General features: G+C 44.2%; 14 protein-coding genes. 4 read left to right on the top strand and 10 right to left on the bottom strand.

Annotated features, from left to right (window positions below):
• Window positions 1-3: 3 nt before the first annotated feature.
• The 10 genes from ICN28_RS03180 to apbC form a co-directional block, all read right to left on the bottom strand.
• Complete coding sequence (locus ICN28_RS03180) at window positions 4-1,041, bottom strand: formate dehydrogenase subunit gamma (protein WP_216286165.1); 1,038 nt, start codon at window positions 1,039-1,041, stop codon at window positions 4-6.
• Window positions 1,042-1,067: 26 nt separating this feature from the next.
• Complete coding sequence (locus ICN28_RS03185; RefSeq protein WP_216286167.1) at window positions 1,068-1,298, bottom strand: hypothetical protein; 231 nt, start codon at window positions 1,296-1,298, stop codon at window positions 1,068-1,070.
• Window positions 1,295-1,921: a formate dehydrogenase FDH3 subunit beta gene (gene fdh3B, locus ICN28_RS03190; RefSeq protein WP_216286169.1), complete on the bottom strand. Its 627-nt coding sequence runs from the start codon at window positions 1,919-1,921 to the stop codon at window positions 1,295-1,297. The genes ICN28_RS03185 and fdh3B overlap by 4 nt, the downstream gene beginning before the upstream one ends.
• Before the next feature lie 25 nt (window positions 1,922-1,946).
• A complete protein-coding gene (locus ICN28_RS03195; protein WP_370626454.1) occupies window positions 1,947-4,868 on the bottom strand; it encodes a formate dehydrogenase subunit alpha in 2,922 nt (973 codons plus the stop codon).
• A gap of 106 nt (window positions 4,869-4,974) precedes the next feature.
• A complete protein-coding gene (locus ICN28_RS03200; RefSeq protein ID WP_216286173.1) occupies window positions 4,975-5,175 on the bottom strand; it encodes a formate dehydrogenase in 201 nt (66 codons plus the stop codon).
• Between the two features lie 201 nt (window positions 5,176-5,376).
• A complete protein-coding gene (locus ICN28_RS03205) occupies window positions 5,377-6,027 on the bottom strand; it encodes a molecular chaperone (protein WP_255536149.1) in 651 nt (216 codons plus the stop codon).
• A gap of 8 nt (window positions 6,028-6,035) precedes the next feature.
• Window positions 6,036-8,147 carry a 4Fe-4S binding protein gene (locus ICN28_RS03210; protein ID WP_216286177.1) on the bottom strand — a complete coding sequence of 704 codons (2,112 nt, stop codon included), beginning with the start codon at window positions 8,145-8,147 and terminating at the stop codon, window positions 6,036-6,038.
• A 54-nt stretch (window positions 8,148-8,201) separates the two neighbouring features.
• Window positions 8,202-8,927, bottom strand: a complete 726-nt coding sequence (locus ICN28_RS03215) for a DUF3306 domain-containing protein (protein ID WP_216286179.1) — start codon at window positions 8,925-8,927, stop codon at window positions 8,202-8,204.
• A 2-nt stretch (window positions 8,928-8,929) separates the two neighbouring features.
• The gene (locus tag ICN28_RS03220) at window positions 8,930-9,451 is read right to left on the bottom strand and encodes a DUF3305 domain-containing protein (RefSeq protein WP_216286180.1); all 522 of its coding nucleotides are present in this window, start codon (window positions 9,449-9,451) and stop codon (window positions 8,930-8,932) included.
• 10 nt (window positions 9,452-9,461) lie between these two features.
• On the bottom strand, window positions 9,462-10,550 hold the full coding sequence (gene apbC / locus ICN28_RS03225; protein ID WP_216286181.1) for an iron-sulfur cluster carrier protein ApbC: 1,089 nt from the start codon (window positions 10,548-10,550) through the stop codon (window positions 9,462-9,464).
• 62 nt (window positions 10,551-10,612) lie between these two features.
• Between apbC and metG the strand changes: the two genes are divergently transcribed.
• The 4 genes from metG to ICN28_RS03245 are packed head-to-tail and all read left to right on the top strand — an operon-like array spanning window position 10,613 to window position 15,049.
• The gene (gene metG, locus ICN28_RS03230; RefSeq protein ID WP_216286182.1) at window positions 10,613-12,280 is read left to right on the top strand and encodes a methionine--tRNA ligase; all 1,668 of its coding nucleotides are present in this window, start codon (window positions 10,613-10,615) and stop codon (window positions 12,278-12,280) included.
• Window positions 12,277-14,004, top strand: a complete 1,728-nt coding sequence (locus tag ICN28_RS03235; protein ID WP_216286183.1) for a SulP family inorganic anion transporter — start codon at window positions 12,277-12,279, stop codon at window positions 14,002-14,004. The genes metG and ICN28_RS03235 overlap by 4 nt, the downstream gene beginning before the upstream one ends.
• A gap of 29 nt (window positions 14,005-14,033) precedes the next feature.
• Complete coding sequence (locus ICN28_RS03240) at window positions 14,034-14,216, top strand: DUF3460 family protein (RefSeq protein WP_216286184.1); 183 nt, start codon at window positions 14,034-14,036, stop codon at window positions 14,214-14,216.
• On the top strand, window positions 14,213-15,049 hold the full coding sequence (locus ICN28_RS03245; protein ID WP_216286186.1) for a ScpA family protein: 837 nt from the start codon (window positions 14,213-14,215) through the stop codon (window positions 15,047-15,049). The genes ICN28_RS03240 and ICN28_RS03245 overlap by 4 nt, the downstream gene beginning before the upstream one ends.
• Window positions 15,050-15,059: the final 10 nt, after the last annotated feature.

Genomic DNA, 15,059 nt, shown 5'->3' on the forward strand with positions numbered 1-15,059 from the left:
AAATTACTTCTGAATTTTTCCAGACTTAACATCGTCATACCAAAGCTCATGGTGTTCTTTGCCCCAAGCCTCATCAACGTAACCTGTACGCATACCTTGAAGAGCACCTTGCATACCAATTGATCCGATATAGATGTGACCCATCGCCATAACAGTCATCAAGATTGCAGCAACAGCGTGAATGATATTTGCCAGCTGCATCGTGCCACGCCAGTAATCAAGTCCTGGAACGATCATATCTAACACCCAGCCCGAACCAGAAACAACGAGCCCAAGAACTGTGACACCACCCCAGAACCAGAACTTCTCACCAGCATTAAAGCGGTGAGACGGAATGTGCTTACCTGAAAGTAGACCACCAAACGATGCCAACCAAATCAAATCGTTTTTATTAGGGAGATTGTCCTTAGCGAATAGCACGAAGAACAACACAATACTTGCCGTAAACAATGGGCCAGTAAAGTTATGGATATTCTTCATCACCAATAGAAGCACACCATAAGCAGATCCGCCGATGATTGGCAACATGAAGAACTTACCCCAAAGGATAAAAATACCTGTAATTGCCAAGGCAACAAAGCTAAATGCCATTAACCAATGTGAAAATCTTTCCACACTGCTAAAGCGCTTCATCAATCGACCAGTTAGCGGCTCTTTTAACTTGATCGTACCTTTTAATACGAACATCGCCAAAATGGCACCAGCTGCAATCACCAACAACCAACCACCGAAAACAGTGATCACACCATTACGAATCAAGCGCCATTGTTGACCTGACTTCTGAATCAATACACCCATTTCCTTGTTAGGAAAATTAACTGTGTGAGCCACATCAGAGTTGACGTTTTTCCAAATCGGTTGGTTACTACCCGGTTTATTTTCAGCTGCATCGCGTTGTGCCTGAACATCTTTGCTAACTTCAAGAATATTGACAGACTCAACTTGAGGTGCTGCTGCTGGAGCTGCACCTTGAGCTAAAACAACTGACGCAGTCAATGATAGAAGCACACTAGCGAGTAAGTTTTTTATTGTAATTCTCATACCATCTCCTAAATTACTCTAAATACTTACTTAGACTTAACGTATTCGTCTTGACCTTGACTACGGGTTTTAAGCTGTTTTTCCCAGCTAACCTGATCGCCTGAAGTCCAGCCCGGAACCACATATTTATTATCTGCGGCTACAGTGGCTTTTTCATCGCCCTTTTTAGCAGCAACAACACCCTGGGGTTGCTCTGAGCAAGCGCTCAAAGCAAAGGCTGAAGCCATTAAACCAATCAATGAGATTTTTTTAATCATGATTTTTTTCCTGAAGCTTGTGGTTTACCGTAAGCAGTACCCCAACCAAATACATTGGCGCCAGCTGCTTTACCGTTTGATTGACGCTTAACAACACGATTGCGGAAGATATCTGCAACCACATCACCGTCACCACCAATCAAAGCTTTGGTTGAACACATTTCAGCACAAGCTGGAAGCTTACCTTCTGATAAACGGTTGCGACCATACTTTTCAAACTCAGCTTGTGTACCATTTTTCTCTGGGCCACCAGCACAGAATGTGCACTTGTCCATCTTGCCACGCAAACCAAATGTTCCAGAGCTAGGGAACTGAGGTGCACCGAATGGGCATGCATATGAGCAATAGCCACAACCAATACAGATGTCCTTGTCATGAAGAACAACACCTTCGTCAGTTCTGTAGAAGCAATCCACTGGGCAAACTGCCATACATGGTGCATCAGAACAATGCATACATGCTACTGAGATTGATTTTTCAGCGCCGATAACACCGTCGTTAATTGTCACAACACGGCGACGATTAACACCCCAAGGTACTTCATGCTCATTCTTACAAGCGGTTACACAGCCGTTACATTCAATGCAGCGCTCTGAATCGCAGATAAATTTCATTCTTGCCATTATTTTCTCCTAATTCCGCCGCTGATTAAGCGAATCTCTCAATTTGACAAATGGTTGTTTTGGTTTCTTGCATCATTGTTACGCTGTCATAACCGTAAGTTGTTGCTGTATTCACAGCCTCACCACGGACAATCGGCGCCGCACCTTTTGGATACGCATCAAGGATGTCCTTACCTTGCCACCAACCTGAGAAGTGGAACGGTATAAACGCTGTATCAGGACCAACACGCTCAGTCACTAAAGCTTTCACTTTAATCTTGGCGCCTGTTGGAGATTTAACCCAAACATATTCACCATTGCGAATACCGCGCTTGTTAGCTGCTGCAGGGTTGATCTCAACAAAGTTGTCTTGTTGCAACTCTGCCAACCATGGGTTAGAACGAGTCTCCTCACCGCCACCCTCATACTCCACCAAACGGCCTGAAGTAAGGATGATTGGGAACTTCTCATATAACTTGTCAGCAACGTTCTTGTCTTGAATAGACTTGTAAAGCGTCGGCAAGCGCCAGAAGGCTTTCTTGTCATCATGCGTTGGATACTTAGCGACCAAGTCAGGACGTGTGCCATACAACGGCTCACGGTGCTGAGGAATTGGATCAGGGAAGTTCCAAACAACCGCACGAGCTTTAGCGTTACCAAATGGATGGCAACCGTGATTTTTCATAATCACACGAATCAAACCACCAGAAACATCTGTCTTCCAGTTTTTACCCTCTGCAGCTTTTTTCTCTGCATCAGTTAACTCATCCCACCATCCTAGTTTCTTAACTAGAACGTGATCAAACTCTGGGTAACCGGTCTTGATGTCTGCGCCCTTAGAGAATGAGCCATTCTCAGCCAAAAGACTCTTACCATCTTTTTCAATACCAAAGTTGGCACGGAAGTTACCACCACCATCCATCACGTGCTTGCTGGTGTCATATAGATTTGGTGAGCCAGGATGCTTCATTTCTGGAGTACCGTAACAAGGCCATGGCAAACCGAAGTAGTCACCCGTTGTGTCGTAACCAGTTACTGGATCTTTACCACCTTTAGACTTCAATGTTTTCACATCAAACACGTGCATCATGCGCATGTGGGCTTTTAGACGCTCTGGCGAATGACCTGAGTAACCAATCGTCCAAACTGATTTATTGATTTCGCGCAAGATGGATTCAATCTCAGGCTCTTTCCAATCTTTACCAGCGAACTTGCTTGTCAACATCTTGTAGTTCTTCGATAACTCTTTACCAAAGCCTAACTTGTCAGCCATCGCTTGCATGATCACGTGGTCAGGTACTGATTCCCATAGTGGATCAATAACCTTCTCACGCCATTGAACTGAACGGTTTGAAGCAGTAGCAGAACCACTTGTTTCAAACTGAGTTGCAGCTGGCAACAAGTAAACGGCACGATCTTTATTAACTTGTGCGCCCTCAACTTGCATCGCAGCCATCGCAGCTGTAGCACTTGGATATGGATCTACAACAACTAATAGATCCAATTTATCCATGGCTTTCTTCATGTCTGTGCCACGAGTTTGTGAGTTTGGTGCATGACCCCAGTAGAAAACGCCCTTGACGTTACTATCTTGATCAATCAACTCATTCTTTTCTAGAACAGCGTCGATCCAACGTGAAACTGTTGTACCTGACTTCTCCATCATGTTTGGAGCAAACTGAGCTTTGATCCACTCATAGTCAACATCCCAAACACCTGCGAAATGCTTCCATGAACCCGCTGCCAAACCGTAGTAGCCAGGCAATGAATCTGGGTTAGGACCCACGTCAGTAGCACCTTGAACGTTATCGTGACCGCGGAAAATATTTGTACCGCCACCTGACTTACCAACGTTACCAAGAGCCAATTGCAAAATACAAGATGCACGAACCATCGCGTTACCGATTGTGTGTTGAGTCTGACCCATACACCAAACGATCGTACCTGGACGGTTTTCATGAAGCGTCTTAGCAACCTTGAAAACTTCTGCCTCTGTTGCGCCACAAGCTTCTTCAACTTTAGCTGGAGACCACTTCTCTAGAACATCTTTCTTAACATCTTCCATACCGTATACGCGGTCGTTGATGTATTTCTTATCTTCCCAACCATTTTTAAAGATGTGATAAAGAACACCGAACAAGAATGGAATGTCTGAGCCTGAACGAATACGCACATACTGATCAGCTTTTGCAGCAGTACGTGTGTAACGAGGATCCACCACAATCATTTTGCAACCAGCTTCTTTAGCGTGGAGCATATGCAACATAGAAACTGGGTGAGCTTCAGCAGCGTTTGAACCAATATACAAAGCCGCTTTCGAGTTTTGCATATCGTTGTAGCTGTTTGTCATCGCACCGTAGCCCCAAGTGTTTGCAACACCGGCTACTGTTGTGGAGTGACAAATACGAGCTTGATGGTCTGTATTGTTTGTACCGTAGAAAGAAACAAACTTACGTAGCAAGTAAGCTTGCTCATTGTTGTACTTTGAAGAACCAATGAAGAAAATGGAGTCTGGTCCAAATTGCTTCTTCATTGACTTCATTTTTGCTGTGATCTCTTCTAATGCCTGATCCCAGCTAATCTTTTCGTACTTGCCGTTCACCAACTTCATTGGATACTTCAAACGGAATTCGCCATGGCCGTGTTCACGAATCGCAGCACCCTTGGCGCAGTGAGCACCTAGGTTAATTGGAGAATCAAAAACTGGTTCTTGACGAGTCCAAACACCGTTCTCTACCACTGCATCAATAGCACAGCCTACAGAACAGTGTGTACAAACTGTACGCTTAACTTCAATTTTTCCTTTACCGTCAGTCTTAGCAGCACCTGAAGCTTTTGCTTTTTGAACTAATGTTAGTTGTGATGCAGCAAGACCGACACCAACGCCTACACCTGAGCGCTTAAGGAATGTTCTGCGATCCATCATTGGAATGGCAGACTGGAGGCTGCGAGCCAAACTACCCATCATTTGGGCTGAATGGTTTTTAGCAGCAGATACTTGTTGTGTTGATTTACGAATCAGACTCATGGTTAAACCCTCAAAGATTCAAGAGAAATAAAAAACGCTTGTTTAATTAAACAAGCGTTGTTTTGTAATATTTACGAACGTGATCAGAGACTTTGTAGCCTTTTGAGTCTTCAACCAATGACGCTGCTTGCTCAGCAATAGCTGTTCCAATAGAAGTTTGAGAAACAGCCGCTACAGCACCAGCTGCCAAACCTGTTGTTACAAAAAATTTCCTACGGGACTCTTTGTGATTATTTTTTTCACTCATGTCTATCTCCTATTTATTTGGAACAAGCCCTACTAATTTACATTCGCAACACTTGCATTTATGAGATAACTATAAACCTAATGACCTCAATTTGCATCAGACTGTATACAAAAATGCGTCAGTGGTTTCCCTTACTATCTGCCTTATAGATAAAAACTATGGGAAGGTTATTATAAAAATTATAGGCATCTCAAAATATCGTTACTCAACCATATCCATGGCATAACCCTCAACTTCAAAGAAGGCTCTAGCCAATCCCGCAACGGCTTTGTAATGCTGGGTATTCGGATGATCCTCTATTGCAGCGCACAAATCAGGCAACCAAGAACGCATATGCTCATTGAAGAACTTTTTTTGCTGAGTCAGATTAGCCACGCTTAAGTCATCGCCGGCGATCAAATAGCGCATCACTTCACACAAGGCGGCAATGTGATCTTCGCTCTCTGTCACCTCTTCAACAGACTCAAGACCTAACTCGTTCAGAGCATCTCTTAAACGAACCAAGGGCTTTTCATTTAAAAAGCCTGTTTGATAAAAAGATCCATATAGAAAGATTTCTGGCTTACCAATACCAATAAATAAATCTTGGTACTCATCGGCCCACTCCTGAGCATTCGACTCTGAAGCCACACGAACTAATTCATCCCATGCTTGTGTCATGGCTGCCTCAGCGGGAGCTCCAGCTCCTGAGCCATAGGCTGCGGATGCCGCGATGCGATGCAGTAAATCATCATCTGGGGCGATATAAAACAAGCTGGCTAATAAGCCATATAAGTCAGCACGCGCCACATCCTCCTCTAGGCCATCAGCACTTACTGAGGTTTTGAAATCATCTTCTAGCTGTTTTTCCATATCACTCATCAGACCACATCATCATCGGTTGGTTTATTGATCATATCGACAACACGACAGTCGCTACACATTTTTAATCTCTCAGTTGCGGCACCAGAAAACGCCGCATGCAAGGAGAGCTTGCCAACCATTAACTCCACCATCTTCAAGGTGCCAAATGGTTTGCCACAACTAATGCAATGGAATGGCTTGGTCTCATTAAGAACGATTGTTTTCTTTCTAATCTCAGTAGTTTGCAAACGAGGTAAAAGACTTAAAGCACTTTCAGGACAAGTCTTAACGCACAAACCACACTGCACACAATTACGTTCGATGAATGACAGTTGCGGGGCTTCTTCGTTGTCACGTAAAGCACTCTCCGGACAGGCGCCCACGCAGGACATGCATAAAGTACATGCATCTTGGTTAACCGCAATACCGCCGATTGGAGATCCTGCACCCAAAATTAATGGCTCAGTATCCGTTACCTTCTTGCTGGCATGCGCCATCAAATGTTCCAGAGCCGCCTCGAGTGTTTCACGTTTTTCATTTGAAAAACCAAACGTAGCAGGTGGGCACAAGGCATCTGTCGCCACCAAGGAACTTATGTCTTTCTCAAGAGCCACTGATGAGTCAGCTTGTAGCAACACAATACGATCTTTTGCGTATCCCAAACCCTCTGTTAATGAGCAAGCCAATTTCACCTGATCACTGATTGCTTTTTGATACTCAGGCGCTTCTTCACCACTCAGCAAGACTGCTACTTGTGAGAAACCATGAGCCAACGATGCTAGCCAAAACTCAACACCCGTTGAAGCACTGTGATGCAAGCCCATCGGTATGACATGAGCAGGTACACCTTTAAATTTGGCTTTTTGAGTGGATGCCAAACGACCTAACTCTTGAATGAGTTCTTGCCCTTTGGTATCACTATGTAAAAGCAAACTTGGCGCCACTTTTGCACCAGCAGCACGATAAGCTTTACCCATCACGCGAACTTGCTGCCCCAAATAAGAGACGCTTGGGTAGTTATAGCGCATAGCCCCTGAAGGGCAGACTGTGGCACAAGCTCCGCAACCCATACAAAGATTAGGATTAACGCTCACCGTACCTTTGCCATCTCTAAACACTGAATCAATTGCAGCTGTGGAGCACACATCGACGCAGGCGGAACAGCCCACTTGACCATTCCGACCATGTGCACAAATCTTTTCGTTATAGGCAAAGAACTTGGGTTTCTCAAACTCACCCACCATGCCCATGATCTTTGTCACAGCAACGGCTTGTTCTAAGGGATCTGACTTAGGCGCAAAGTAACCTTGAGGAGGCTGACTCATCTTCAAGATCGGCTCTTTAGAGAGATCCAAAATTAAGTCCCAACCTTCTGTACGACTTTCTTCTGTGCGACTAAAGTTAATTGCGCCAATCGCGGAACATGACTTAACGCAAGAGCGATGACTCTTACATTTTTCTAAATCAATCTGGTAACTGAGGTCAATGGCGCCCTCAGGGCAAGCGTCAACGCAAGCACCGCATCGCGTACAAAGCTCTAAATCAATCGGATTCTTCTGCAACCATTCAATATTGAATGCGCCTAGGTAGCCTTTCAAACTCTTAACTTGACCGCTATAGACCGGGAAGTCTCTTGCCTCAGGAAGAACTCCAGAGCTCGTGCATAGCACGCCAACACTAAGATCTTTTGAGAGACGCTTAGCCCAATCCATAGCTACATCACCAGGGCCAATTATTAATAATCGTCCACCACTTTGATAGCTCACCGTGTTAACTGGGTCAGGATCAGGCAAAGCTGCTTTGGCTAGTAGTGCTGAAATTTTTGGCATGGCTTGCTTTGCATCAGCAGACCAACCACCCGTCTCACGAATATTGACAAATTTGATAGGCGCAACGAGCGCTTTTTCTTGCTCGCCAGCCACCTCATCAAATAAACGTTTTTCTTGAGTACACGCCAGCACAATCTCATCCGAGCCTTGGCAAGCCTCAATGAATGTGCCAATTTCTTGTCGACACAAAGCATTATTTAAGCGAATAGTTTTCGCTTCAACATCCAAACCTTTGGCTATTTGAACAATATCCAAAGGCATGGTTTGATTACAACTACAAACGAGCGTTTTCTTTGTCATCCTCTACCTTCAGCCATTTAGGCAGTCTGCTTTATTGGCTTTTTATATTTAGTGCTAGGTCTTTTCAGATAGCTGATCAGACTTAATTGTCATCATTTCTTCTTGCGAATTATTCAATTCTGCTGAATTTGCGACATTTATACCATTAGAGTTTTCATCAGGTGTGGTAGCCACATCATCCAGCTTTTCCGGCTCTTCTTCAGCAGCTGTTAGCGCTGAACTAGCTGCGGCTTCATCCGCATCCAATTTAGCCAAACGCTCTTCGTAATCTTGTCTCTCAAGCAACTCCGCTTGAAGATCCGATTCCTTTTCCTCGGAAGTTTTAAATAAACCCAGCATGTGAGACTGATTCAGCTTTTTGAGCATCTCCAAAGGAATAGGATCAGGCTTGTTGTAGTCATCGATATAAATATCCAACCCATCCATGATGTTGTAGTGAGGGTCGGAAAATAACTTATTCAATGCAGCTTGCTGAACGTTTGGATCAATTCCAGACTGGACGTAGGCCGAATAATCCGAATCTTTTGTGAGTTTTAAAACGTCTTCCAAGGTAGGCACCGCTGATTGCTCAGGCTGTACTGGCATTCCAGATTGAGAACTAACCCCATCGCCATCAACCGATTCACCCTTTGTCGACGTTTTTTGAACAGATGGGACAGACGCAGCCATTTCCTGTTGGGATAAATCAGGACCTTTGACTTTATTCTTTTCCTCAACAACTGGCTCATCCGTTTCAAGCCCAGCTTTACGTTTTGACCAGCGATTTAGGAATCCTGACATACCTAGGCTCCATCCGTCTTAGGTCGATGAGCGCCTTTGAATGAAGCAGGACGAGCACGCTTCTTGGGCTCAGGCTTGTAATTTTCGGCAACATAAGCACTTAACCAAGCTGACGTTTCAGAATCAAGCGGAACATTTTCAACCGTCTCACCACCGTCTAATAATCTGCCCGCCTCGTAATAGCTCACACTCAGGAAGTGAGGGACGGCCAGAGCTTCTCCTCCGTCAGGGTGATCTTCCAGGCGCCACATTACAAACCAAGCTGGATAGGTGGCAGTGGCATTCAAATAATAGCCTTCAGCCTCATCAGGAAATAGCTGAAGCTCAAATCCTGTGTACAGCCACTTTTCAGCCAACTCATCTTTTCTCATGCAAACAGCTGGTCTACCCGCAATCTGAAGATCTGCTTGTTTATGTGCAAACTGGCCAATATCAAAAACAACCTCATCGAGAATCCAGCGAAAAGATTGCCACGGGTTATCAATGAACTCCTTGCGCATCACAACAGCGAGCTGCAATTTCATAAGGCTCTACTTAAGTATTTTGAACAACGATGGTTGGGAACTTACTGCTCATATCCTTTGACATTTCAGCAACTTGAATTGCAATCTTGCGTGCAATACCTTTATAAATGCCACTGATAGCCCCATCTGGATCTTCAACCACAGTAGGTCGACCTGAATCAGCTTGAAGACGGATGGATAAATTTAATGGCAAGCTACCCAAGAAATCAACGCCATATTCTTCACACATCTTCTTGCCGCCGTCCTGACCAAAAATATGCTCTTCATGGTTGCAGTTAGGGCAAACATAGGTACTCATATTTTCAACAATACCAATGATTGGAATACCCACTTTTTCAAACATTTTGAGGCCCTTACGAGCATCCAATAAGGCGATATCTTGAGGCGTTGTAACAATCACAGCACCAGTCACTGGCACCTTTTGAGAAAGCGTTAATTGAATATCGCCTGTTCCTGGCGGCATATCCACAATCAAATAATCCAAATCTCGCCAGTTCGTTTGGCGCAATAACTGCTCCAAGGCAGAAGTCACCATCGGGCCACGCCAAACCATAGGGCTATCCGGATCAATTAGAAAGCCGATCGAAATAGCCTGGATACCATGACCTTCCATGGGCTCAATGGTGTTTTCTTTGATTGACTCTGGTCTACCCGTAATACCCAACATCATCGGCTGGCTTGGGCCATAAATATCGGCATCCAACATTCCCACGGTGGCGCCCTCTGCTGCCAAGGCCAAAGCCAAGTTCACGGCTGTTGTGGATTTACCCACACCGCCCTTACCACTTGAAATGGCAATGATGTTTTTAATGTTAGGCAGTAGGCTGACACCCCTTTGAACGGAATGCGCCACAATGCTCATCGTGACGTTAGCGCTGACGTTTTTAACGCCAGGAAGCTCGCGTAAGCAAGAAATAACCAACTTACGTATAAGGTCAATTTGGCTCTTAGCCGGATAAGCCAAGATGACATCTAGTGTCACTTGGCCATCATCAACCTTGATGTTTTTGACAGATCTAGTAGAAATTAAATCTTTGCCAGTATTAGGATCTATAACGCTTTTAAGCGCATTTTGGACATTTTCAACAGTTACCGACACATCTATCTCCTAGTGCTATTTTTATAAATTCAGCCATTAACTATATCTGCAGACTAAAATCCATGCCTATGCGTCGAATTTTAGTCACCTCCGCCCTACCTTATGCCAATGGCCAAATACATATTGGTCATTTGGTTGAATACATCCAAACCGATATCTGGGTTCGTTTTCAAAGAATGCGGGGGCATGAAGTTCACTACGTTGGTGCTGATGACACGCATGGTACTCCGATCATGCTCCGAGCTGAAAAAGAAGGCATTACCCCTAAGGAACTGATTGCCAACGTTTGGAAAGAGCATAAAAGAGATTTTGATGATTTTTTAATATCTTTTGATAACTACTACTCCACCGACAGCGAAGAGAATAAAGTCTTATCCGAAGAAATTTACCTGAAATTACGTGATGCCGGTCTCATCGAAAAACGTGCCATTGAGCAAGCCTATGACCCGGTTAAAGAGATGTTCTTACCAGACCGCTTTATTAAAGGTGAATGCCCGAAGTGCGGCGCCAATGATCAATACGGTGATTCTTGCGAAAAGTGCGGTGCAACTTATGCTCCAACTGATTTAAAAAATCCGTTCTCCGTAGTGAGTGGTGCGACACCTATTCGTAAAGTATCAGACCACTATTTCTTCAAATTATCTGACCCCCGTTGCGAGGCTTTTTTACGCAACTGGACACAAGTGAAAACGCCTTTACAACCAGAAGCACGCAATAAGATGAAAGAGTGGGTTGGCGAGCCAGGCGAAAGCAAATTAGGTGACTGGGATATTTCTAGAGATGCGCCTTATTTTGGCTTTGAAATCCCAGATGCCCCAGGCAAGTATTTTTATGTTTGGCTCGATGCCCCGATTGGCTACTACGCCAGCTTCTTAAATCTGTGTAAGCAAAAAGGTCTTAACTTTGATGAATGGACCAAAGCTGGCTCTGAGACAGAGCAGTACCACTTCATCGGTAAAGATATTTTGTATTTCCACACCTTATTTTGGCCAGCAACTCTCGAATTCTCCGGCTATCGCACGCCAACCAATGTTTTTGCGCATGGATTTTTAACCGTTGACGGCGAAAAGATGAGTAAGTCGCGTGGCACATTCATCACGGCGCATAGCGTAATTGAATGTGGCTTAAATCCAGAATGGTTACGTTATTACTTTGCGGCCAAGTTGAATGCCAGCATGGAAGACCTTGATCTGAACCTTCAAGACTTTACTGCTCGAGTTAACAGCGACTTACTGGGCAAATACATCAATATCGCCAGCCGTAGCGCAGGCTTTTTAGTCAAACGTTTCGGCGGCATAGTGGATGACGGGGCCATGAGCCACCCACTTTTAGCTCAACTAGCAGAGGCTAGTAATGAGATTGCTGAGCTCTACGAGACTCGCGAATTTGCTAAAGCACTCCGTCGCGTGATGGAATTGGCAGATTTAGTAAATGGATTTGTTGATACCAATAAGCCATGGGAAATTGCAAAAGATCCCGCACGTGAAAAAGAGTTGCAAACTGTTTGCAGCATTACTTTAGAAGCTTTCAGACGTTTAACACTTTATTTAAAACCCGTTGTACCTCAAGTGGCGGCAGGTGTTGAGAAATTCTTTGGCATTTCAGCGATGACATGGGAAGATATTGATCAACCGTTGAATAGCAAACAAGCCATTCAACCCTATCAACACTTAATGACTAGGATTGATCCTGTATTGATCGAGCAACTGATTGCAGCCAACCAGCAATGATTAAATTAGCGCGCTTTCATCCCAAGATAGTTGAAACACTGAAGGGATACAGCGCAAAGGACTTTGTTAAAGACTTCAGTAGCGGTCTTACGGTTGGTGTCATTGCCCTCCCCCTTGCCATTGCATTTGCTATTGCTTCAGGTCTTAAACCTGAGGCAGGTCTTATCTCAGCGGTGATTGGTGGATTTCTAATTTCCGCTTTTGGTGGTAGCCGAGTTCAGATCGGTGGACCAGCCGGTGCTTTTGTTGTGATTGTTTATGCCATTGTTGAGCGCTACGGTGTGGCTAATTTAATTGTCTCAACATTCTTTGCGGGCATCCTTTTGGTGACCATGGGACTTTTTAGAGTGGGTAACCTCATCCGCTTTATTCCGGTAGCGATCATCATTGGATTTACCAGTGGCATTGCAGTTCTGATTGGTTTTTCACAAGTTCGAGATGCCTTGGGCTTAGAAATAGAAAAACTTCCAAGTGATTTCTTTTCACAAATTAAAGCGTTTGCACTTCATCTGGATACTGCCAACCCTCATGCCATCATTTTGTTTGTAATTTCCTTGTGCACCATCATCCTATGGCCCAAACTTATTAGTCCACTTGTAAAAAAATGGGCGTGGCTTAGCCATATTCCTGGAATTATTGTGGCTCTAATTGGCGCATCAATTGCAGCAGATCTTTTTGACTTATCTGTTGTAACAATTGGTAGCAGATTTGGTGAAATCCCAAACGGCATCCCTGCACCTAGTATTCCCAAGCTTGATTGGGAAACAGTTAAGCATCTATTTGCCCCAACATTAACAATTGCCATCTTAGGCGCCATAGAATCTTTGCTATGCGCCAGAGTTGCCGATAACTTATCTGACGATAAACATGACCCCAATCAAGAATTGATGGGCCAAGGCATTGCCAACATGGTTGTTCCTTTTTTTGGCGGACTTCCAGTAACAGGGACCATTGCCAGAACAGCAACCAATGCAAAAGCTGGCGCTAAAAGTCCTATCTCAGGAATCACCCATGCACTAGTGATTTTATTAATCATGTTAGTTGCTGCACCATTAGCTGCTCACATTCCTATGGCAGTGTTAGCAGCCATCTTGATTTACATTGCTTGGAATATGTTTGACATTCACGAATTCAAACGTCTCAAACAGTTCAACGTTACATACCGCTCGATCCTATTAGGCACATTCTTCCTTACAGTAGTTTTTGATCTAACTGTTGCCGTAGAAGTGGGGCTTGTGTTGGCCTGTATTTTCTTTATTTATAGAATTTCTTCTTTAACTCAAATTGAGCAACTCGAACTTCCACAGGATTTTTCTCAACAGGATGAGTTAGCTTTATTCCAAGACGGTAAAAACACTAATCTTGTTGAAGCTTATGGCATTTACGGGTCATTATTTTTTGGGGCTATTGATAAGGTTGAAGATCTCTTCAATCCACTTGACCTCACAAAGCCAGCACCCAAAGTCATGATCCTTGAAATGCATCAACTCATTAACATTGATACAAGTGGCATTGACGCATTAAAAATATTGGCTAAAAACCTCCAAAAACGAGACGGAACCCTGATTGTTTGCGCAGCAAATGCCCAACCAGCATCTCTCATGTTTAGAAGTGGCTTTATTGCTGAAATTGGCGAAGAAAATGCCTTAATCGACCTAGAAACCGCTTACAACAGGGCTAGAGCGCTCTTGGCAGACTCCTGTAAGGTATTTATAGGGAGCTGATTCTCTTAAATCGCTACAATTACCAAACTATGGCTCAATACAAATCAACCATCTCTCTTTTTTTAGAAGAGCTAAAAACCCAAAAACCTGAGTTAGAACAAGCTCAGCAGGACGGTCGAGCGCTTCTTTGGGATAAAGCTCCCATCTCCCCTGAAGACCAAAAACGGGCTCAATTAGCTCGTATTAAGCAAAAAGCTTACGTTTATCAATGAGTGATTTATTAACCATTGCGCCTGAAGTAACCGATGGCATGTCAGAGTCTTTTGCCAGACTCTACGGCGAGCCTTTATTTCAGCTACCAACAGATTTGTACATCCCTCCCGATGCTTTAGAAGTTTTTCTAGAGGCTTTTGAGGGCCCTCTCGATTTATTGCTTTATCTGATCCGCAAACAAAACTTTAACGTTTTAGATATTCCAATGGCTGAAGTAACCAAGCAATATCTTGGTTACATTGAGCAGATTCGCCGCACCAACTTAGAACTTGCCGCTGAATATCTTTTGATGGCAGCCATGTTGATTGAAATCAAATCACGCATGCTATTGCCAATGAAGAAAGCTGATAGCGACGAAGAAGTTGAAGATCCTCGAGCCGAGTTGGTTCGCCGCTTGTTAGAGTACGAACGCATGAAGCTAGCTGCCCAAGAACTCGACAAAATGCCGGTTCTCGGTCGCGACTTTTATAAGGCCAATGGTCATGTCGATACAACTGTCGCCATCTCTTGGCCTGACATTAACCCGAATGACATTCAAGCAGCTTGGCGAGATGTTTTACATAGAGCCAAACTCAATCAACATCACACCATCAGTCGCGAACATTTATCTGTGCGTGACTTCATGACACGCATTTTGCGACGCCTTCAAGGTGAACGCTTTATTGAATTCACCGACTTGTTTGAAGATGCGATTGCTACAGGCCAAGGAGCACCCATGGTCGTGGTTAACTTTATAGCCATGCTAGAGCTATCAAGAGAATCTTTAGTTGAGATTACTCAAGCAGAGCCCTACGCACCGATCTATGTGCGTTTGGCTTACTCTCCTAATTAATCAGTGAACC

Origin of the sequence: Polynucleobacter sp. 30F-ANTBAC (assembly GCF_018882385.1) — a bacterium.
Classification (GTDB): Bacteria; Pseudomonadota; Gammaproteobacteria; order Burkholderiales; family Burkholderiaceae; genus Polynucleobacter.